Origin of the sequence: Butyricimonas faecihominis (assembly GCF_033096445.1) — a bacterium.
Lineage (GTDB): Bacteria > Bacteroidota > Bacteroidia > Bacteroidales > Marinifilaceae > Butyricimonas > Butyricimonas faecihominis.
On the sequence record NZ_AP028155.1, the window covers coordinates 189,431 to 210,881 of the forward strand.

15 protein-coding genes and 1 pseudogene are annotated in these 21,451 nt (G+C 46.1%); 9 read left to right on the forward strand and 7 right to left on the reverse strand.

Annotation, left to right across the window (positions count from 1 at the left end; all coding sequences use genetic code 11):
* Positions 1-33: 33 nt before the first annotated feature.
* The 5 genes from R8806_RS00810 to R8806_RS00830 all read left to right on the forward strand — a co-directional run bounded on the left by R8806_RS00810 (position 34) and on the right by R8806_RS00830 (position 8,707).
* Positions 34-3,642 carry a SusC/RagA family TonB-linked outer membrane protein gene (locus R8806_RS00810; protein WP_124316255.1) on the forward strand — a complete coding sequence of 1,203 codons (3,609 nt, stop codon included), beginning with the start codon at positions 34-36 and terminating at the stop codon, positions 3,640-3,642.
* A 34-nt stretch (positions 3,643-3,676) separates the two neighbouring features.
* Positions 3,677-5,218: a RagB/SusD family nutrient uptake outer membrane protein gene (locus tag R8806_RS00815; protein ID WP_164719582.1), complete on the forward strand. Its 1,542-nt coding sequence runs from the start codon at positions 3,677-3,679 to the stop codon at positions 5,216-5,218.
* A 24-nt stretch (positions 5,219-5,242) separates the two neighbouring features.
* Positions 5,243-6,097: a zinc-binding metallopeptidase gene (locus R8806_RS00820; protein WP_124316253.1), complete on the forward strand. Its 855-nt coding sequence runs from the start codon at positions 5,243-5,245 to the stop codon at positions 6,095-6,097.
* 5 nt (positions 6,098-6,102) lie between these two features.
* Positions 6,103-7,476 (forward strand): DUF4302 domain-containing protein, encoded by a 1,374-nt coding sequence (locus R8806_RS00825; RefSeq protein ID WP_151412206.1) that lies wholly within the window; start codon positions 6,103-6,105, stop codon positions 7,474-7,476.
* Between the two features lie 91 nt (positions 7,477-7,567).
* Positions 7,568-8,707 carry a metallophosphoesterase gene (locus tag R8806_RS00830; RefSeq protein WP_124316251.1) on the forward strand — a complete coding sequence of 380 codons (1,140 nt, stop codon included), beginning with the start codon at positions 7,568-7,570 and terminating at the stop codon, positions 8,705-8,707.
* 72 nt (positions 8,708-8,779) lie between these two features.
* On the opposite strand, the gene R8806_RS00835 is transcribed toward R8806_RS00830, so the two are convergent.
* From R8806_RS00835 to R8806_RS00845, 3 genes are all read right to left on the reverse strand, one after another.
* Positions 8,780-10,429, reverse strand: a complete 1,650-nt coding sequence (locus R8806_RS00835) for an AMP-binding protein (RefSeq protein ID WP_124316262.1) — start codon at positions 10,427-10,429, stop codon at positions 8,780-8,782.
* Positions 10,430-10,696: 267 nt separating this feature from the next.
* Entirely contained in the window at positions 10,697-11,278 is a 582-nt protein-coding gene (locus R8806_RS00840) for a DUF4251 domain-containing protein (protein WP_124316125.1), read from the reverse strand.
* Between the two features lie 130 nt (positions 11,279-11,408).
* The gene (locus tag R8806_RS00845) at positions 11,409-13,055 is read right to left on the reverse strand and encodes an AMP-binding protein (RefSeq protein ID WP_124316126.1); all 1,647 of its coding nucleotides are present in this window, start codon (positions 13,053-13,055) and stop codon (positions 11,409-11,411) included.
* Between the two features lie 126 nt (positions 13,056-13,181).
* On the opposite strand from R8806_RS00845, the gene R8806_RS00850 reads away from it, so the two are divergent.
* The 4 genes from R8806_RS00850 (at position 13,182) to R8806_RS00865 (ending at position 16,558) form a co-directional block, all read left to right on the forward strand.
* Positions 13,182-13,841 carry a pentapeptide repeat-containing protein gene (locus R8806_RS00850; protein WP_124316127.1) on the forward strand — a complete coding sequence of 220 codons (660 nt, stop codon included), beginning with the start codon at positions 13,182-13,184 and terminating at the stop codon, positions 13,839-13,841.
* Positions 13,842-13,978: 137 nt separating this feature from the next.
* Positions 13,979-15,376, forward strand: a complete 1,398-nt coding sequence (locus R8806_RS00855; protein WP_124316128.1) for a glutamate decarboxylase — start codon at positions 13,979-13,981, stop codon at positions 15,374-15,376.
* Between the two features lie 518 nt (positions 15,377-15,894).
* Positions 15,895-16,350, forward strand: a complete 456-nt coding sequence (locus R8806_RS00860) for a cold-shock protein (RefSeq protein ID WP_124316129.1) — start codon at positions 15,895-15,897, stop codon at positions 16,348-16,350.
* Positions 16,351-16,360: 10 nt separating this feature from the next.
* Entirely contained in the window at positions 16,361-16,558 is a 198-nt protein-coding gene (locus R8806_RS00865; protein WP_124316130.1) for a hypothetical protein, read from the forward strand.
* A 1-nt stretch (position 16,559) separates the two neighbouring features.
* Here R8806_RS00865 and R8806_RS00870 read toward each other — a convergent pair whose 3' ends face one another.
* The 4 genes and pseudogenes from R8806_RS00870 to R8806_RS00885 form a co-directional block, all read right to left on the reverse strand.
* Positions 16,560-17,255, reverse strand: a complete 696-nt coding sequence (locus tag R8806_RS00870; protein ID WP_124316131.1) for an ion transporter — start codon at positions 17,253-17,255, stop codon at positions 16,560-16,562.
* 189 nt (positions 17,256-17,444) lie between these two features.
* A pseudogene (gene glsA, locus R8806_RS00875) lies at positions 17,445-18,409 on the reverse strand (glutaminase A).
* A gap of 173 nt (positions 18,410-18,582) precedes the next feature.
* Entirely contained in the window at positions 18,583-20,112 is a 1,530-nt protein-coding gene (gene gadC / locus R8806_RS00880) for a putative glutamine/gamma-aminobutyrate antiporter GadC (protein ID WP_087422058.1), read from the reverse strand.
* Between the two features lie 116 nt (positions 20,113-20,228).
* Positions 20,229-21,428, reverse strand: a complete 1,200-nt coding sequence (locus tag R8806_RS00885; RefSeq protein WP_124316132.1) for an MFS transporter — start codon at positions 21,426-21,428, stop codon at positions 20,229-20,231.
* Positions 21,429-21,451 lie beyond the last annotated feature (23 nt).

The following is a 21,451-nucleotide window of genomic DNA, read 5'->3' on the forward strand; positions in this document are numbered from 1 at the left end:
AAGTACGGGTCATTGAAAAAAACATGCAGGATTATGAAAGCTACATTGCTTTTCCTTATGCTGACAGTTTGTCATTCATTTGGAATGGTCTATTCACAGGAGGTGAGGTTAGACATAGATTTGGAGAATGCGACTTTCGGACAGTTCATGGAGCAGGTAAAAAATCAATCTGATTTTACTTTCTTTTTTCACGATGCTATGGTCATGAAATTGACAAACATTACTTTGCACGTGAAACAAGAGGACATCGATGCGATTCTTACCAAGTGTCTGAAGGATTCGGGGATCACTTACCGTATTAAGGATCGTACGATTATTCTTTACGGGACGGATGATAACACGAAGAAAGAGATCGAGGTGAAAGGGCGAGTTGTTGACGAAAAGGGAGAGCCTTTACCGGGCGCGACGGTGAAGGTAAAGGACGAACCGGGAGAGAAAGGGGTGTTGCGGGGAACCGTTACAGGGCCGGACGGGAATTTCTCGTTGAAAGTGCCGAACAATAAAGCCGTTCTGGAAATCTCTTTCGTGGGATATGTTTCCCAGACAATTCCGGTGGCTAATGCCGAGGCGTTGAAAAAGATCGTGTTGAAAGAGGTGGTAGAGAATATCGACGAGGTGATTGTTACCGGTTACCAGAGAATAGACCGTAAATTGTTTACGGGTGCTGCGGCAGTTATCAAGGCCGAGGACGCTATGGTCGAGGGTTCCATTGACGTGAGCCGGATGTTACAGGGTAAAGCTGCCGGGGTACAGATTCAAAACGTGTCGGGTACGTTCGGGGCATCCCCGAAGATGCGGGTCCGGGGCGCCTCTTCTATTTATGGAAACCAGAAACCGTTGTGGGTGGTGGATGGATTGGTGTTGGAAGATATCGTTGAGATTTCTGCAGATGATTTGTCATCCGGGAATTCGGAGACTTTGATCAGTTCGGCTATTGCCGGGTTGAATGCGGATGATATTGAAAGCTTTCAGATATTGAAGGATGCCTCGGCGACCGCATTGTACGGGGCGAGGGCAATGAATGGTGTGGTGGTGATCACGACGAAGAAAGGTAAAAAAGGCACGATGACCGTGAATTATAGCGGTGAATTCACGATACGGATGAAACCCAGTTATTCCCAGTTTAATTTGATGAACTCTCAAGAGCAGATGATGGTTTACGAAGAGATGGAGGAGAAAGGTTGGTTGAATTACGCGGACATTTCTCGGGATAAAAATGGTGGCGTGTATAAGAAAATGGCTGATCTGATTTCTACCTACGACCCGGTAACAGGTAAGTTCGGGTTAGAAAATACTCCTCAAGCGAAAGCTGCTTTTCTACAAAAGTACGAGATGGCAAACACGGATTGGTTTGATGTGCTTTTCAGGAATTCTTTGCAACAGGTACATTCTTTAAGTTTGTCTTCCGGTTCGGAAAGATCTCGTTTTTATGCCTCTTTGAGTTATTTTAATGATGCCGGTTGGACTCTCGCTGATAAAGTGAATCGTTACACGGCGAACATGAACGCCTCTTTCGATATAAAACCATGGATTTCAGTTAATTTGTTAACAACAAATTCTTTGCGTATGCAAAAGGCTCCGGGAACGAATAGTCGCAGGACGAATGCCGTGGACGGAACTTTTGAACGTGATTTTGACATTAACCCGTTCAGTTACGCTTTAAATACAAGCCGTACTCTACGTCCGTATGATGATAACGGGAATTACGAGTATTACACGATGAATTATGCCCCGTTTAGTATTCTGAACGAGTTGAATACGAATAAGTTGAATATTGATATGCTGGATGCTAAATTTCAGGCCGAGTTGGAAATTCGTCCATTGAAGGGATTGGAAGTGAAGGCTTTGGGTGCGGTGCGCTACGTGAAGACAACCCGGGAACATCGAATTAACGATAAGTCGAATGCGGCAGAGGCTTACCGGGCTGATATGGATGCACAGATTCGGGATAATAATAAATTCCTGTATAAAGATCCGGATAATCCGGGCTATCCGGCTAAGGTTGTGATGCCGAAGGGTGGATTTTATAACCGGGATGAGAATACGATGCTGAATTATTACCAACGGGGAATATTGAATTACAACACTTCTTTCAACGAGGGAATTCATACTTTGAACGTGATGGCGGGAGAGGAAGTACGTTATACGAACCGGACGATAGCTTTTAACAAGGGATTTGGTTACCAATGGGATCGTGGTGGAGTACCTTTTCTGGACCCTGATTTGTTGAAACAACAGATTGAAAACGGTGTCGATTATTACGGGATGGAAGAAGAATACGATCGCTTTGCCGCTTTCTTCGGTACGGTAGGATACAGTTACAATGGTACTTATATTTTTAACGTGACGGGGCGTTACGATGGTTCTAACAAATTGGGTAAATCCCGGTCTGCTCGTTGGTTACCGACGTGGAACGTGAGTGGTGCATGGCACGTAACGAATGAAAAGTTCATGGAGCCAGTTGAAACAATATCCCGTTTGACCTTACGGGCGACTTACGGGTTGACGGCGAGTATGGGACCCTCAAGTAATTCGATAGCCGTTTTGTATAATGACGTGGCTTATCGTCCGAACCAAAGTGACAGGGAGAATTTGATATATATCAGTTCTTTAGAGAATAGCGAACTGACATGGGAAAAGCAGTATGAAACGAACGTGGGTATTGATCTGGGGATTTTTGATAATCGCATAAGCTTGAGTGCTGACGTGTATTGGAGAAAGGGATTTGACTTGATTGGTAACGTGCGGACTTCGGGAATTGGAGGGCAACAGACGAAGAAGGCCAATTATGCAAATATGAAATCTAATGGTGTCGAGTTTACTTTAAACACGAAAAATCTGGTTTATTCCAATTTTAGCTGGACAACGAACTGGACGTTTGCTTTCAACAAGAACAAGATCACGAAACTGGAATCTCGTCCGCGGGTGATCGATCTGGTGCAGGCAGAAGGAGCCCCTTTGAAGGGGTATCCCGTGAGAGGTATTTTCTCTATTCCTTTTTTAGGATTGAACGCGGAAGGTATGCCAATATTGATGGATGCTGACGGGCAACCTTGTACGGGAGATATTGATTTTCAAGAGACGATTAACTTGGGATTCTTGAAATATGAAGGACCGGTTGATCCGAAAATTACCGGAGGTTTTGAGAATACCTTCAAATACCGGAACTGGACGTTCAGTTTCTTTATCAATTACCAATTTGGCAACAAGGTGCGGTTGTACGATTATTTCAAGAGCGAGTATTCTGATATGACCGTGATGCCGAAAGAATTTGATGATCGTTGGGTGTTATCGGGCGATGAGACGAAAACGAATATCCCGGTTATTCTTTCCCAACGTCAGGAGCAACGTCCGAAGAATGAATATAAAGAGGCTTACAATGCTTATAATTTTTCCACGGAGCGAATTGCTGACGGTTCGTTTATCCGATTGAAAGACATTAGTTTGACATACAAACTTCCGGATCGATGGATGAAGACGATCGGTTTGGGATCTGCCTCTTTGAAATGTATTGCTTCCAACGTGGCCTTGTTGTATAGAGACAAGAAGTTACACGGTCAGGATCCGGAGTTTTTCCGTTCCGGCGGTGTGGCGATGCCAGTGCCGAGACAAATTACCTTCTCTTTGCGGGTAGGGTTCTAACAAAAGTTTGATGAATGAATTAAATCGAATATATATGAAGACAAATATATTAACAGGCGGTCTGATGATGATGTTGGCAGCATCGTGTAACTCGTTTCTGGACGTTGTACCCGACAACCGGACGTTGTTGGACTCTCCCGATGCGGTGAAAGAAGTTCTGGTATCGGCTTATCCCCAAGCTCATTATTACCATATATGTGAGGTGATGAGCGATAATGCGCAGGAGAGAAAGGTGAGTAGCACGCATAGCCGTGCGACGTTGAATAAACAGATGTATTACTGGGATGACGGAACGGAAACATCACAGGATAATCCCGTGTACGTGTGGACGAATTATTATGAGGCAATCGCCGCATCCAATATGGCGCTGGAGGCGATAGAAGAGGCCGGGGACACGGATGAATATTCTACTGCCAAGGGAGAGGCGTTGGTGTGTAGGGCTTTTAATCATTTTATTCTGGTCAATCTGTTTGCTGAACATTATGATCCGAATAAAGCGGAAAATATGCTGGGTATTCCGTACAACACGAAACCGGAGACACAGGCTATTGTTTACTATACCCGTGATAACTTGAAGCGTGTGTACGAATTGATTGAGGAGGATCTGACAAAAGGGTTGCCTTTGTTGAAAGACGAAACTTACGAGGTCCCGAAGTATCATTTTACAAAAGCGGCAGCCTCTGCTTTTGCAGCTCGTTTCTATCAATACAAGGGGGATTGGGATAAGGTGATAGAGTATACTTCTAACGTGTTGGGGGCTAATCCACAGAAAAAACTACGTGATTTGCGGCATATCAAGAATCGCTCGGACAAGGATGCTTATCAACAGGATTATTTCTACGGGGAACATGCTTCTACTTTATTGATGGTATCGGCTATAAGTTGGTGGGCTCGTGATAATTATTCTACCAGCTTGCGTTTCGGAATGACGCGTGATATTTACACGGATTTGTATTACAACAAGAACATTTGTGGAACATCGGGAAGTTCGGCAACTTTCTATATTACTTCTACTTATACTCCTTCCGATGCGGCACAGATGCGTAAGTTCAAGGAGTTGTTTAAATATAATTCCGTGGGATCGACAACCGGTAAAGGCTATGCGGTGGGATGTTTATTGAGTACGGAGGAGGCTTTGTTGAATCGGGCTGAGGCCTATATCATGAAACATGAGTTCGATTTGGCCTTGGAAGATATTAATTTGTTACTTAGTGAAAGAATATGGGTGAATAAGAATGACGTGGATGCAGACTTTACGGCTTATCGGGTGAATTTGGCAAAGATTAAAGCTTTTTATGATGATAACGAGAAATATCCGGATTTGGCTCCTTTTTACGCGTCGGAAATTGATGAGGATCAGATGTCGTTGTTGAAATGCGTCGTGGATTGGAGGCGCCGGGAGTTTATGCAGGAAGGATTGCGTTGGTTCGACATTAAGCGTTTCCATTTACCGGTGGTTCACGAATTCAAGTTCACGGGAGATCCGGCGATAACTCTTACGGGTGATGATTTACGCCGGGCAATTCAGATCCCGACGGAGGCACAAGGATTTGGTGTAGAACCTAATCCCCGTTAGTATTAATCGTAAATACTTTAGATTATGAAAAGATATATATTGAATTTGTTTTTGTTGGTTATGCTCTTTTCCGTGTCGGCTTGTTCTGACGATGATTTGGGACCGTCTATTTTTGATCCTTCAACGGAGGAATTAACCGAGTTAGACTTGTGGATGCAGGCTAATTTCACGAAACCTTATAACATTGAGGTCCTTTATAAATGGTTGGATATCGAGTCGGATATGGCGGCGACACTCGTACCCCCGACCGAGGATAATGCGGCGGGGTTGGCCGATGTTCTGAAAAAAATCTGGTGTCTCCCTTACGTGAATATTGCCGGCAATGATTTTTTCTGCAAATTGGCCCCCAAACAGTTGATGTTTATCGGTTCTTCCCGTTACAATTCGGATGGAACCGTCACGAAAGGGTCGGCTGAAGGAGGACGGAAGATTATTATTTACGAAGTGAACCAGTTTGACCGTACTAATGCAACCCGTTTGAAACGTTATATGAAGACGATCCATCACGAGTTCACGCATATTGCTAATCAAACGATCGAATTCCCGAAGGAATATGAATTGATCAGCCCCGGTTACGTGGAACAGTGGAAGAACATGAAGGATCAAGAAGCCTACGATGCCGGGTTTATTTCTCCTTACGCGATGAGCGAGCCTTCAGAAGATTTTGCCGAGATGGTGGGAATTATGCTTTCCAATAGTCGTGCCGAGTGGGAAGTCTTGTTGGATAAACCTGCCACGCAGGATGGAAAAGACAAATTGCAACAGAAATTGGAAATGGTGTTGAATTATTACCGGGATGTGTGGAATGTTGACTTGTATGCTTTACAAGAAGAATGCGAGAAAGCTATTTACGAGGTTGTTAATAATGTTAATCCTTGATACCTATGAAGAAGTTAATATATTTATGGTTGTTGGCGAGTGTGTTGTTGCCGGCAGCTTGTACGGATGACGATGATGTGTTCTCGGAAGAATCGGGGGTACGTTTGCAGGCGGTGATTGACGAGTGTAACACGACGTTAAGGGGAGCCGAGAATGGTTGGAAAATGGTGTATTACCCGAAAGTCGAAAGTTATGGAGGCTATACTTTTCTTTTCAAGTTCGGGGCGAAGAATCGGGTACAGATGATCAGTGATTTTGACACGAGTGAAGATACGGATTATTCTTATAATTTTAATACATCGGAAAGTGTTGTTCTGACGTTTGATTCTTATAGTCCTTTACATCGTTTGGCCGACCCGCAGTACCCGGCTCCTGATTACTCGAATAAAAAAGGTTACGGGGTAGAGGGGGATTTCGAGTTCGTGGTGAAAAAAGTAACTGCCGATACATTATATCTGGTGGGGAAAAAGAATCGGGTAGAAGTCCAGTTGACGAAAGCGACCGGGGAAGATTGGCAGCTAGTTAGCATGATGGCCGAAATGTCTTCCTGTTTTGCTTTGAGTGAGAACGAAAGATTGGGTATGTCGGTTCATGGCGTGTTAATGGCATCGGGTCTGGTAGAGTTAGATGATATATATCATATCTGTGAAATATCTTATAAAGATGAGGAAGGAGATGCCGTGTCGGTTGAGAGTCCCTACGTTATGACGGATAAAGGGTGCCAGTTCATGCAGGAAATTGAAGTGGCAGGAATTAAGTTTTCCGGTTTGAATGTTGATTTAAGCGAGGGTTTCAATAACCGGGAATTTGTTTCTAACGATGAAGGCGGGAGTATTCGGTTCTTTATCCAGAATTTTGCCCCGTTAAATTTGACGAGAGACCAGATTCCGACGTATGTTCCCAATAAGAATATTGCATCTGTCGATCTGTTAAGAACAACGAATGGGGATGATGCACGTTACGTGATTACCGAGATGAGTGCGGAATTGGAGGCTCAACGGGATATTATTCGGAATAGTCTGCCGAATTTCATTGATTTCTATTTAGAATTGAACCGGAAAGATGGCTATGAGGGTTCCTTCCGGATAGGAGCTTACCAAGGTACTTCCGTGAAGTATTACAATTATGATTTCAAAACCTTCGAGTTGTTGGATAATAGTGTGAATAAGGTTATCTTTGATAATCAGGCGGCATCTTCATCAACATCAGGTTTTACAGATAAGGATTTGTATTCTATCAAAAAGAATAAGAATACAAAAGCAGTTTACGACGCCTTCTTCTCGGGAGACGGGTTTGTGGTTATCCGGGATTCGGACACGGTGTATTGGATCAGGAGTTTGAAAGATCCGAATATCTGGATGAAACTGGAGGAAGACTAGGTTCCTGTTTATTGTAGATTACACCCACCAATTCCCTCTGAGGAAGGGGGAGTTGGAAAACTAGAAAATAAAAGTTGAAAATTAAAATAAAATGAATGTATTAAAAATAGTCGCTTGTTTGTTGTTTTTCAGTTTTGTTTGGTGTGTCGGTTACGGTGATACCCCGTTAAAGCCAAAGAAAGAAGAACAGGCAAAGCAAGCTCCCGTGGACGGGCCGTACGTGTTATATGATGAGGTCGGAAATGCACGGGTGATCCGTGTGGATGAACGGGGTGTTGTGCGGGATAGTGTTTACGGGAAACTACCGGAAGGTTTTAAACTAGACGTGGTTTCGCAGAAAGGCGGCCATCGTTTTCAGGTGAAACTACATCCCGTGGAGCGTCCACTTTGGAAGTCCGGACAGCGGGAGAAAACATTGATTATTTCTGATCCTCATGGAGACTTGGAGAGTTTCGTTTCCGTGTTGTGCAACAATGGTGTGATCGGAAAGAATTATAAATGGAAGTTCGGTAAGAATCAGGTGATTGTCATCGGTGATGTCTTTGACCGGGGAAAGGACGTGTTGCCCATTTTCTGGTTGATGTACAAGTTGGAACAGGAGGCGAAGGATGCGGGAGGGGTGATGACTTTTATGTTAGGGAATCACGAGGAAATGGTGTTGCGGGGTAACTTGAAATATACCCGGAGCAAGTATAAGGATTTAGCAACATCACTTGGGATAGAATATGCCGACTTGTGGCATGAGAAGAGCGAGTTGGGGCGTTGGTTGCGTTCTCGTAATCTGATTCAGGTCGTGGGAAAGAATTTGTTCGTCCATGCCGGACTGAGCAAGGAGTTTACCGGAATGGGAAATGCCGTGACAGAAGTAAACGAAGAGATGGCGAGATCTATTTTCTTGCCGAAAAAAGAACGGCAGGAGTTGTCTGCCTTGTCTGATTCCATCTATTGTAATCGGGGACCTTTTTGGTTCCGAGGAATGGTGAAAGATGAGGAGAAATATAGTCCTTCCACGCCGGAGGATGTGGAGCGTATTTTGGAACAATACGGTGTAGACCGTATATTCGTGGGACACACGATATTTGATGACGTGACTCCCTTCTTTGACGGGAAAGTTGTGGCCGTGAACGTGAATAATCAAAAGAACCGAGAGGCAGGTAAAGGCCGGGGAATCTTGATGCAGGGAAATACCCTGTATGTTATATACGATAAGGGTAAGCCTCGTAAATTCTAGCTGTTTTATTTCAATAATAATAAGTTACAGGTTAATAACAACCTGTAACTTGTTATTTCGCCTCCGGCGAAACTATTGATACAAAAAGCGCTTAATACTCTTTTTGGGTGTTTTTTCAAACTCTTCGTTGTATATCGTAACCTTCGCAATCTGGCTGTATGCCGGGAGAGTTTCGTTAATTTGTTTCCGGTTTTCCTCCATGATGGCAGCGATGGCCTCATCCGAGTTCTTGTTGTCGGCATTGATAGTCTCGAAGTCAGGATAGATGAGGGCAGTGAGTTTGCCTTCTTTCTCGACCACGATAGATTCGCTCACGTAAGGAAGGTTATTCAGATGATCTTCAATTTCTTCTGGATAGATGTTTTGACCACTGGGGCCGAGAATCATGTTTTTACTACGCCCCTTGATGAAAAGGTTGCCTTCTTCGTCAATCAGTCCAAGGTCTCCCGTGCGGAGCCAGCCGTCGGGTGTGAATGCGGCATGTGTGGCCGCCTCGTTCTTGTAGTACCCGATCATGAGATTATCTCCTTTGGCTAGGATCTCCCCGACGATATGTGCCGGATCGGGCGAGTCTATTTTCAGTTGCATACGGGGTGCAGCCCTTCCGCAGGAGCCTTTTTTGAAAGTTTCCCATCCGGCATACGAGAGGATCGGTCCGCATTCCGTCATACCGTAACCCACGGTATAGGGAAAGTTTATCGAGTGTAAAAATTCTTCTACTTCTTTATTCAGTGCGGCTCCGCCGACGATGAGTTCTTTGAAATTCCCGCCGAAGGCATCAATGACTTTCTGACGGATGGAATTCTTCACTTTCTTGTCGAGTAACGGCAGGTTAAGCATGAGTTTAATCAATGGTTTTTCCAGTGCCGGGAATACTTTTTTCCGGATAATCTTTTCGATAATCAAGGGTACGGAAATAATCAAGTTGGGTCTTACCGTGGAGAATGCGTCCGCGATGATCTTCGGGGACGGGGTTCTCGTCAGGAAAAATACATGAGCCCCGCTGGCAAACTCGTAGATGAACTCGAAAGCCAACCCGTACATGTGTGCCATGGGGAGCATGGATATAACCTGTTCTCCGGGTAATTTCCCAAATACCCCGAAGGCGAACGTGAGGTTCGACCAGAGGCTGCGATAGGGGAGCATAACCCCTTTCGAGAAACTGGTGGTTCCCGACGTGTAGTTAATAATGGCGAGTTCTTCCGGTTTGTCATACGTGTAGTTCACGTCTTCCGGGCGGAAACGGTCGGGGTATTTCTTCCCGAACAGTTCGTTCAGTCGCTCCCGTGCGTGTGATAATGCTTGGCTACGCGACACGAGTATTGAATTATCTTCCAAGCTTAGAATACCTTCCAGTGCTTCCATCGAGGCCTCGTTCAATCCTTCCCACACGACGCTACCCACGAAAAGTAGGCGAGCCTCGGAATGATTCACGATATTGTGTATGTTATCCGGTTTAAATTCGTTTAGGATGGGGACTACGACAGCCCCGTAGGTTAGTGTGGCGAGGAATGCAATTCCCCAATTTGTGGAATTTCTCCCGCATAATGCGATTTTATCTCCTTTTTTAATGCCTGCGTGTTCGAAAAGAATATGTAATTTTTCTATTTTCCGGGCCACGTCCTTGTAGTTACAATTTATTCCGTGATAGTCGGTCAGTGCCGGACGATCCCAGTTTTCTTTGATACTACTCTCTATATAATATATAAAACTTTCTTCCATCTGTAAGTATACTGTCAAACAAGTGTCAAAGTTACGAATATTTTTCGAGATTTCGAGGGAAGGGGAAAAAGTAGTAAGGGGGCTGTTCCCAAAGTCTTATTCAATATCTACAAGCTACCCCCTCCAACTCCCCCTTACACAAGGGGAGAGCTGATTACCAAGCGGTTTCTCCCCCTGTGTAAGGGGGGAGTTAGTGGGGGTAGTTATTTAAAAATGACTTTTTGGACAGCCCCTTTCAGAAGCAAAGGTTCGATTTTATAAACTTATTTATATCCCCAGAGCTTTTCTTTTATCATCCGGAATTGGAGTAAGATCACCACCGTATGAGATACTTGCCCGGTTGTTGCTGGTCACGTTGACGCTGCATTTCCCGTTACCGTAAACTTCCACGTAGAAGTTAAAGACATCGTTGCGATTTCTCACGTTGAATTTGTATTCGATGTAATGTTTTTTGCGTTTGTTAATCACCTTGAATGATTCGTTTTCAATCTTTGCTTTCTCGAACTCAATCCCGCCGCCTTGTCCGTATTCCGTGGAGTAGGCCCGTCCGAAGAATGGCAGGCGTCCCGTGGCTATGGTGTCGAGGATAAAGAGTTGTCCCTCGTTGGTAGCCAGCGAAACGTAGCCTTCGCCACCAATGCGTTTCTGCCCGTATTTGGAGTCGATGGTGATGCTGCTGTTACCTGTCGGGAAGGCTTGATCTACCTCGATGTAGAATTCACGGCTTTTCATGAGTTGTTCGATCTTGGCGATACCCGCGGTGTCGCTTTTCTGTTTCTTTTCACCCATCGCGAAGAGGCAGGTAAAAAGGAGTATTCCTATTGGAATGATTGTTTTCAGTGTTTTCATGTTCTTGTTGTTTTTTCGTGAATATAAATGTCATTTTAATATATAGCAAATCATGTACCACGAGCCATAATTCGCTGAATGGATTCACAATATAGTAAAAATAAGGGATATTTGCAAATTTACTCCCTCACTACTGGTACAAGAACCGCTTTATACTTCGTTTTGGGGTCTTCTCGAATTCCTCGTCGTGAATCTCTATCCGGGCAATCTGGCTGTATGCCGGGATCTGTTGGTTGATCTGTTTGCGGGTCTCGTGAATGATTTTGAGAAGTGCCTCGCGGGATATTTTGTTTTGTTTCATGGCCTCGGCATCCGGATAGACAAGGGCCACGAGTTTACCTTCCCGTTCAATCACTAGCGATTCTGCGATATAAGGTTGGGCGTTGAGTAGGTCTTCGATCTCTTCGGGGTAAATGTTCTGCCCGCTGGGGCCGAGAATGAGACTTTTGCTACGACCTTTGATGTAGAGATACCCGTCCGGATCCAGCACGCCGAGATCCCCCGTGTGGAGCCATCCGTCGGGGGAAAGCACGGTATTGGATGCTTCCGGGTTGTTGTAGTACCCGTCCATGACATTCATGCCTTTGGTGAGAATTTCTCCAACTTGTTTGAACGGATCGGGCGAGTCGATGCGGATTTCCATGCGGTCCACGGCTCTCCCGCAGGAGGTGGGACGGAACGTCTGCCAGTGGTCGAAAGCGATGGCAGGCCCACACTCGGTCATGCCGTAGCCCACGGTGTAGGGGAATTTCACGGAATGGAGGAATGCCTCGACTTCTTTATTGAGGGCGGCTCCCCCGACTGCGAGTAGCTTGAATCGTCCCCCGAAAGCATCAAGAATCTGCCGCTTGATCTTGTGGCGGATTTTTCCCCCGATGATGGGCATTTTTAGCATCAGCTTGATATGAAACTTTTCCAGTTGCGGGAGTACTCGACTTTTGATGATCTTCTCGATAATTAAAGGCACGGCGACGATCAGGTGCGGGCGGATGTCGGCAAAGACTTCCCCCAGTATCTTGGGCGAGGGCATTTTTTGTAGGAAATAGATATGTATTCCGCTGGCGAAGGGGTAAATGAACTCGAAGGCCAGCCCGTACATGTGGGCCATGGTAAGGATGGATACAAGTTTTTCGCCCGGCGTGTAACCCATCTGGTCAAGGGCGTAGCGGAGGTTGGACCACATACTGCGGTAAGGGAGCATCACGCCTTTGGGCGAGCTGGTGGTGCCGGATGTGTAGTTGATCATGGCCAGTTCTTCCGGTTCCTCCGTGCGGTAGTGTATATCCTCGATTCGCAGTTCCCCGGGGTGCTGGGTGGAAAACAAGGTCTCCAGCCGGGTTGTGGTTTCCGAGAGAACCGGGTTGCGGGAGGAGATCACGGAATAATCAGCCATGGCGATGATCCCGTCCAGCGCAGGCATACTCTCGTGGTCTATGTTATCCCACACGGATTTTCCCACGAACAGGAGCCGGGCCCCGGAGTGGTTGATAATGTGGTGAATCGTGTCGGGTTTAAACTCGTTAAGGATGGGAACGGCCACCGCCCCGTAAGTGAGCGTGGCGAGAAAAGCTATTCCCCAGTTGGACGTGTTGCGGCTGCATAGCGCCACTTTATCTCCCGGTCGGATACCGCCTTCCTCGAAAAGGATATGTAATTTTTCAATCCACCGTGCCACGTCTTTATAGTTATGTTCCGCACCCTCGTAGTCCGTCAGGGAGGGAAGGTGCCAGTGTTCTTTTATGCTGTATTCTATAAGTTTCAAGAAACTCGTTTCCATGATGTTATATAATTAATATTCTCTTCTTATACTGAAAATTAACTTGAAATGTTTTTCTCGCGGGTTTATTTTTATCCGGGGAGAGGTTTGTGTATATTCGCGTGAAACAAGAAAAAATCAGGTCACGTGAAAAGAAATAATAACGAGGTAAGGGTGGTTCCGCCCGTGTTGCAGGGGGTAGAGACGGGGAACGAGTTGTTCAGCGAGTTGTTGGTGGACGATGACGAGGTGGATCGTCGCTCGTTCAGTCGGGAGGTGGTTGACGGGGTAGATTTGTCGGAGGTGAACGTGTCGTCCTGCGTGTTTGATCATGTCTCGTTTCCCGGTTGCCGTTTCCGGGAGTCCCGGCTCACGGACGTGTTGTTCGAGAATTGTGACCTGTCGAACGTGGACTTGTCGGGGAGCGTGTTGTTCCGGGTGGAATTCCGTTCGTGCAAGTTGATGGGGACGAACCTATCGGACGGTGTGTTGAATAACGTGTTGTTCCGGCATTGTAACGCCCGTTACATGAATCTCTCGATGGGGCGTTTGAAACAAGTACTTTTCGCCCACGGTGATATGCAGGGAAGTGCCTTGGAGAGTTGCCGGTTGGAGGCGGTGGCGTTCGACACGTGTAGCCTCGTGGAGGCTGAGTTTTCTCGTACTTCATTGAAGGGGATGGACTTAACATCCTCACGGTTGGAAGGCTTGCGGCTGGGTGTGGGGGATTTACGTGGCGTGATCGTGTCACCCGTGCAGGCGTTGGATTTAACCCGCTATTTAGGACTGGTTGTCAAGGATGTGTAAGTGATGTCAGCAAAGTACAAGGGTTGTTAAATGTGACGGGAGGTTGAAACTTTCGTCCTGCGGCATCGTAATTATTCACGAGTGTCTTGACAGACACGCCCTTTAAAAATTTTCTAAATAAACTAAACTAATTAATTATGAAGACAGAAAATCCTATCACACCGGTTTTTGGGACGGATGAAGAGGCCCGGGTGGCACCGAAATACGAGATGCCAGAGGGTATGATGCCGGGCGAAGTTGCCTATCAAATCGTGCATGACGAGGCCATGTTGGATGGTAATTCACGTTTGAATCTGGCGACTTTCGTGACTACATGGATGGATGATTACGCTAGAAAAGTGATGACCGAGAACATGGATAAGAACATGATCGACAAGACGGAGTACCCGCAAACGGCGGAGATCGAGCGTCGATGCGTGAATATCCTTGCCAAGTTGTGGAATTCACCTGAGAAACCGTATTGCACGGGTACGAGTACCGTGGGTTCTTCCGAGGCTTGTATGCTGGGTGGTATTGCCGCCTTGAAACGCTGGCAGAAGAGACGTAAGGCAAAAGGTCTTCCTATCGATAAACCGAATTTCATCATCTCGACCTGTATGCAGGTGGTTTGGGAGAAATTCGCTATCTACTGGGATGTCGAGATGCGTATGATTCCCGTGACGGCGGAGAAGATCACGCTTGACCCGCAGGACGTGGTCAAGGCTTGCGACGAGAACACCATTTGCGTGGTGCCGATTCAAGGAGTGACGATTACCGGGTTGAATGATAACGTGAAGGAGATTAACGATGCACTCGACAAGTTGAACACCGAGAAAGGTTGGGAGATTTGTATCCACGTGGATGCCGCTACTGGTGGGTTTATCCACCCGTTCATCGATCCTGAAACGATCTGGGATTTCCGTTTGAAATGGGTACTTTCCATCAGTACTTCAGGTCACAAGTTCGGTCTGGTATATCCCGGTGTGGGTTGGGTGGTTTGGAAAGACAAGCAATATTTGCCCGAGGAAATGAACTTTGCCGTGAATTATCTGGGAGCCAACATCCCGAGTATTTCCATTAACTTCTCTCGTCCGGGTAATCAAGTATTGGCCCAGTATTACCAATTCATGCGCTTGGGTAAGGAAGGGTACAAGAAAGTACAGCAAAATTGCCTGAACGTTTGTCTCTACCTGAAAGAGCAATTGAAAAAGATGGGTATTTTCGAGTTCTTCAGTAATGATATGCCGAACCCGTTGTTTATCTGGAAATTGAAAGATGATCCAAACCGGAAATGGACTTTGTACGATTTGTCGGATGCGCTGCACGTGGAAGGATGGCAGGTGCCTGCTTACACGATGCCGAAAGCGATGGAGGACGTGATAATCATGCGTGTTGTTGTTCGACAGGGCACCGGGTTTGATTTGGCCGATCTGTTGATGGAGGACATCAAACGTTGCGTGAACCAGTTGGATGCTCTGAAAGAGCCGACAAATAGCGCTCTGATGTGGGCGAAGAAAGAACCGCAGAAACCGAGAGGTTTTAATCATTCCAGATAAACGTGCTGTTTGTCAACTATTTACTATATAGAGGATCGCCTTGGCAGTCCTCTTTTTCTGTTGCTTGATGATTCTTTTATGTTAATAGCTTTAAAGGTGTTAACAGGCTGTTTATCAACACGTGTACACAGGTGAAGAAGTGGTTATGAACAGGTGGAGAAGTGGTGGAGAAGGAAAACTGTTAAGGAGACGGTTTGCCGGGGGAAGGGCAACACGGGGCTGTTTGCTCGATGGCTAAAGTGATGGCAGGGCGATAATCGGGAAATAAGATTGTTTTTCCGGTAAATTGTGTTATCTTTGTTTCAATTAGAATTTCGAATATTATTGATCGGAACGTTTTTACAAGTTAATCAGGTTTCTCCTTTAATTCTCCCTATCTCTAATTTGTCATTTTAAAACGAATGAATTGAATTTCTGTGTCCCGTTTTTTTTATCATGGCCGGAAGTTTGACTATTTATACCCATCCTATCTGTAAGGACACTAGAAGTAAATGATATTATTAATTAAAATAAATTGTATGGCAAAACCTACTACATTTGGTAAAAAAGAAAACGAGAAGAAAAAACAAGCCCGAAGACAGGCAAAACAAAACCGGAAGGAAGAGAGAAAACAATCCGGTAAAGCGACCAGTTTCGATGACATGATCGCTTACGTTGATGAACATGGCATGATTACCTCGACACCGCCTGAAGAGCGGCATGATGAGGAGAAAATCGTGCAAGAGGATATACAAATTTCAATCCCCAGGCAGGAAGCTCCCGCCATTTTGAAAGGTCGGGTGGAGTATTTTGACTCGCAGAAAGGGTATGGCTTTATCAAGAATCTGGTAGGGACGGATAAATACTTTTTCCATGTCAATAATGTCCTTGTTGATATCGTGGAGAATGATATAGTAACGTTTGATTTGGAACGAGGGAAACGGGGAATGAATGCCGTAAATATTTGTACAATAAATAATCAATTGGCAGTATAAATCAATTCACATGAAAAAGAACACAAACCATTTTGAAAGATTATCGCAGGCTCAACAGGCGGAGAATGCGTTGAAAGAACATAGAAAAAGAGTTGGTGAGGTTGAGTATGTCACTATTAGCGGGCGCACGACTTTCGAATTCCCGGTCAGTTTATCTGAAGAAGAAAGAGAGATCCGCAAAATTATAAAAAACGGCACAAGCCGTTAGTCTAAAGGGTCGTTTGTTCATCGGCCGTGCCGTTCGTTTCTTTTCTTTTTCGCTGGAATATTGTCGTGACGTAAGCGGTGAATATCGGGAAGAAAATCATACCCGCGGCGGCGAGAATGACGGCAAGGATTTGCCCGATCTTCGTGACCCCGAAAATATTCGACCCGACCGTGGTGACGTTCATCAGCGCCCAGTCGAAAGCGTCCCAGTATGTTTTCACGGGAGGGTTAACACCGTGTTCCATGTAGTAGAAAATGATGCTGCAAAAATAGATCGTCGTGAAAAGAATCGTCAGGTACGTGGCGAACAAATTGGTGATCCGGCTGCGTGTCATCCAACTCACGATGAGTGATACCCCGTAAATGCCTCGTGCCAGAGGGATTAACCGCAGGATTAGCCACGTGGAATGGGATATGGTGGTTGATAAACCGTACACGATATTAAGGTAAGGAATCGAGACCAGCAAGAAAAACAAGTTATGATTGAAAAAACGCCCGGTCCATCCATCCGTGTACCACCGAACGAAAAAGTCTGCCAGAAAAAGCCCGCACACCCAGAGATGGAATTTCAATATGAAAGCCTCGCTGAGAGCGTTATTCCCGTCCAGTAGTTCGATAGAGGCAACAATAATAATTGCCAAACTACCCAACAATACAAGCCCGTTGAGTATTTGCTCGAAAACTTTACTTCTTTTCATAGAAAATGGGTTTATAAGGTCCATAAGGAGGGTGTCCAAAAAGTCTTATCCAGTATCTACAAACTACCCCCTCCAACTCCCCCTTACACAGGGGGAGAGTTGATGACCAAGCGGTTTCTCCCCCTGTGTAAGAGGGGGGTAGTGGGGGTAGTTGTTTAAAATTGACTTTTGGGACAGCCCCTTTATGAACTAATTGATTACTTCCACGTGATCTCCCCCGAAGACATTCACGTTTAATTTCTGTGCGATATACTTGATGGCAGCCTGTGCTTTCACCGAGTTTCCGGCCTCGTCCAGAGGGGGGGCGAAAGCGGCGATACCGAACAGTCCGGGAACAACTCCGAGTACACCGCCACCAACTCCCGATTTAGCGGGAACGCCACTGGTGTACAACCAGTCTCCCGTGTGTTCGTAGAATCCCACGGTTGCGATCAGGGAGGTGATTTTAGGAGATAACGATGGGTCGAATACCTGTTGTTTTGTCACGGGATTCAAACCGTTATTGGCAATCGTGCAGGCGGCGATGGATAATTGTTTTGCCGTTACACCCATCGAGCATTGCCGGGTGTACAGGTCTAGCGACATATCCGGGTCATCGTAAATCCGGTTGAAATTCTTCAATAACCACGCGATAGAACGGTTATTGAAGTTCGTTTCGGATTCCGATTTATAGAGTTCATCCAGTAACTTCAGATCGCTACCGCTTAATTCCCGCATATTGTCGGTGATTGCCTTCCATTTGGCCTCACTGTTACCCACGGGTTTCACCATACTGTCGGCACTGATGGCCCCGGCGTTCACGAGCGGGGTACTCGGGTGATCGTTTTCCAGTAGAATTGCCATGATTGAGTTAAACGGCAACCCCGTGGCATCCGCCCCGATCTTGTCTAACACGGCTTGCGCCCCATACTGGCGTAAGACTAGAATTGCGGTGTACACTTTGGAGACGGATTCGATACCGAAAACGTAATTCGTGTCTCCGGCCTCGATAACTTCTCCCGACGGGAGACAAACGGATATACCGAATAAATTAGAATCAATTTTGTCTAGGAATGGAATATAATTCGCTTTTTCCCACCCTTCAAATCCTTCACTTGTGCATGAGCCTCGTTCACTAAATTCTTGAGGTCATTGCTTGTAATTGTTTTTTTCATACCTGTGATTATAGTTTGGAATTTAAAATTTAGAGTTTAGAATGAAAGACTACCCCCTCTGACTCCCCCTTACACAGGGAGAGGATACGCTGCATTGAAACATTGTGGCGCTTTCTTGCGTTCGTTTCTCCCCCTGTGTAAGGGGGAGTTAGAGGGGGTAGTTTTTACGTTTTTTATTTTTTAGCATCCGGAGTGGCCGGGCTAGTTGAAGTCGTTGAAGTAGCCGGGGCAACCGGTTGTTCTTCCCAGTGGAACGGGGCGATTTCAGCTTTCGGGTCTTTCCATGACGGTTTACGCAAGGAGTAGATGATGAACGGAGTGGCAACAACCACGACGCACCCGATAATCAGCACGGCAAACCAGACGGTATTACTACCCACGTTGATCTGTGAAGGCGGGATGAAACTCAACACGAAAGCCAGCAAGGCCCCGCAGAATCCCAGTCCGGCGATGATCCATATCCCGACGTTACTTTTCCGGCCGATAGCGAACGGTCGATTTGCTTTTTTCATCTTGTAGCGTAACACGATAGCTCCGGAGAACATCAACAGGTACATAATCAGGTACAACAAGACGGTCAACTGCGACAATATCTGGTAGAACGACTGCACGGAAGGCATGACCACGAACAACAATGCCAAGATTGTAACAACTCCTCCTTGTACGAACAGGATGTTCTTCTGAACACCGATCTTGTTTGTTTTCTGGAAGAATGGAGGCAAGTAACCGGCTTTACCCACGGTGAAAATACCTTTTGACGGACCCGCAACCCAAGTAAGCACTCCGGCAAGCACACCGAACATCAAGGCGATAGCTATTACCGGGGATGCCCAGCTGATATGCAGGTATTTGAGATACCCGTCGAACCCGACAAGCAAACTTTGTGTCAGGTTAATGTCTTTTGCAGGAATAATCAAACCCAGCGCGAACGTACCCAGCACGAAGATAACCACGGTAATCCCGGCACCGATAAAGATCGCTTTCGGGTAGTTCTTCGATGCAGGTTCCTTCACGTCCATCACGTGAATACCCATCATCTCCATTCCGGCGTAGAAAAGGAAGATTCCCGAGGCTAGCACGAGGTTGTCAAACTTGGTCAAGTCGGGGAAGAAACCTTGGCTCATGTCCATGTTATTATGCCCGCCCGTGGAAATGTAAATAATACCGAAAACGATCAGAAGCCCGGCGGGAATAATCGTCCCGACCATGGCCCCGATCTTGGAAACTTTACCTACCCATCCCAGTCCTTTCAGCGAGATAAAGGTTGCTACCCAGTAAATAGCCAGCACGGTAACCAGCGTGAAGATTTTGTTGGATGCCAGCAGGGCATCTTCGGAGGTGTTCAAGCCGATGTACGCGATGGATACGGCCCCGAATGTCAGAACCGTCGGGTACCAGATCGTACTCTCGATCCATTGCAGGAATATTGCTAGGAAACCAAAACGTTTTCCGTACGCCTCACCTACCCAACGGAAAACTCCACCCTCTTTCTGGGCGAACATGGCGGCTAATTCGGCTGCCACGAGAGCCGTGGGAACCAGAAATACAATGGCTGCGAATAAATAGTAGAATGCAGAACTCAACCCATAAACGGCTTCTGCCGGTAGGCCACGAAGACTCACAACCGCCGCGACATTCATAATTGCGAGGGTCATCACGCCGAGTTTCATCGCAGTCCCTTTTGTGTTTGAATTTGTTGTCATCTTGAATTAATTTAGTTTAGAATTTATAATCTAGAAATTTTGGTTAGTTATATCTGTCTTGTTTGCATGGGGTAAATACGGGAGAAAAGGCGAGAAGGTTCTTTCTCGCGCCATATTTAACGTTGAATTTGTATTCCCAAAGTACTCGTATTTCGTTTAAAATAGGTGAACACAGCAAATATCCCGGCCAGTATCGTGCTGAGTAAAAACGGGAAATAGGAGGTATCCGTGGAGAATATTCCCTGTAAAATTTCGAGAATAAAAGGGTAGGTGATAATTGCCATATAATTCATGGCCATCACCAGTGCCAGTGCGAATGTTGCGTGTGATTCGGCCGTACTCGTGGATGTTTTGTCGTATATGATGGGTTGCATACACCCGTACCCCAACCCGATAAGGATAACACCGATGGTTAGCAGTACCGGCCCGCCTTTCACGAGGAAAAGCACGAAACCGAGGGCGATGGCCGCGGAGGAGCACACGTTCGTGTAACTGCGCAACCATCCGATGATGTTGTTGATAAAAAGTCCGGGAATTGTCATGGCGAGGAAAAAGACGGAAATATATGTGCCGGAAATGTCCGGGTCCTTGAATTTCAACGTTTCCATATAGATCGACAGGTTAAAGGGGACTGTCAGCACGATAAACGTGATAAAGTAATAGAGAAACATGAGCGCTACAGGCCAGTTGTGGTTTGTCGATACGGGAGTATCGTTTGCAGGTTGGGCTCTTTGCGGTGCTGCCGGAGGGGCAGAGTTCAGTTTAAAAGCGAACAACAGCGAGATCCCCGACAGGCAGTACACGAGGAATGCGTAATGCCAGTTGATGTCGGCGAGAACGCCAGCAAGAAAGGTGGTGAGAACCAGCGTGATGTTGGTGATCGACGAGGCGATACCTAGTTGGCGGGTCCTGTAACGTTTCGTGAAGTTGTCAGCGATAAGTCCTGTGGAAAACGGGATGATCATCCCGGCCCCGACGCCCAAGAGGGCGCTGACTACCAGTAGCAGCCACAGGGAATTACTGAAAGGGTAAATCACGCTGCACCCGAAGAATATTGATAACCCGATGATAAGGATTCTTTTTTTGTTAATCCTTAAAGATAATCGTCCTGCCAGCAAGATGAAGGGGACAATGATAAACGACGGGAGCGATTCGAGCATTTGCAGTTCCAAGTCGCTGGCATCCTTGAAAATGTTCTTGAGATCACCGAGAATCGGCGAGATGGCCAAGCCGGGTAATGAAGTTACCATCGATATGGAATAGATGGCAAGGAGTGCCGTGAGCGTGATCATGCCATGGCCGGTTTGTATTTTCATGTTGGTCCTGTTTAGTTTTCTGC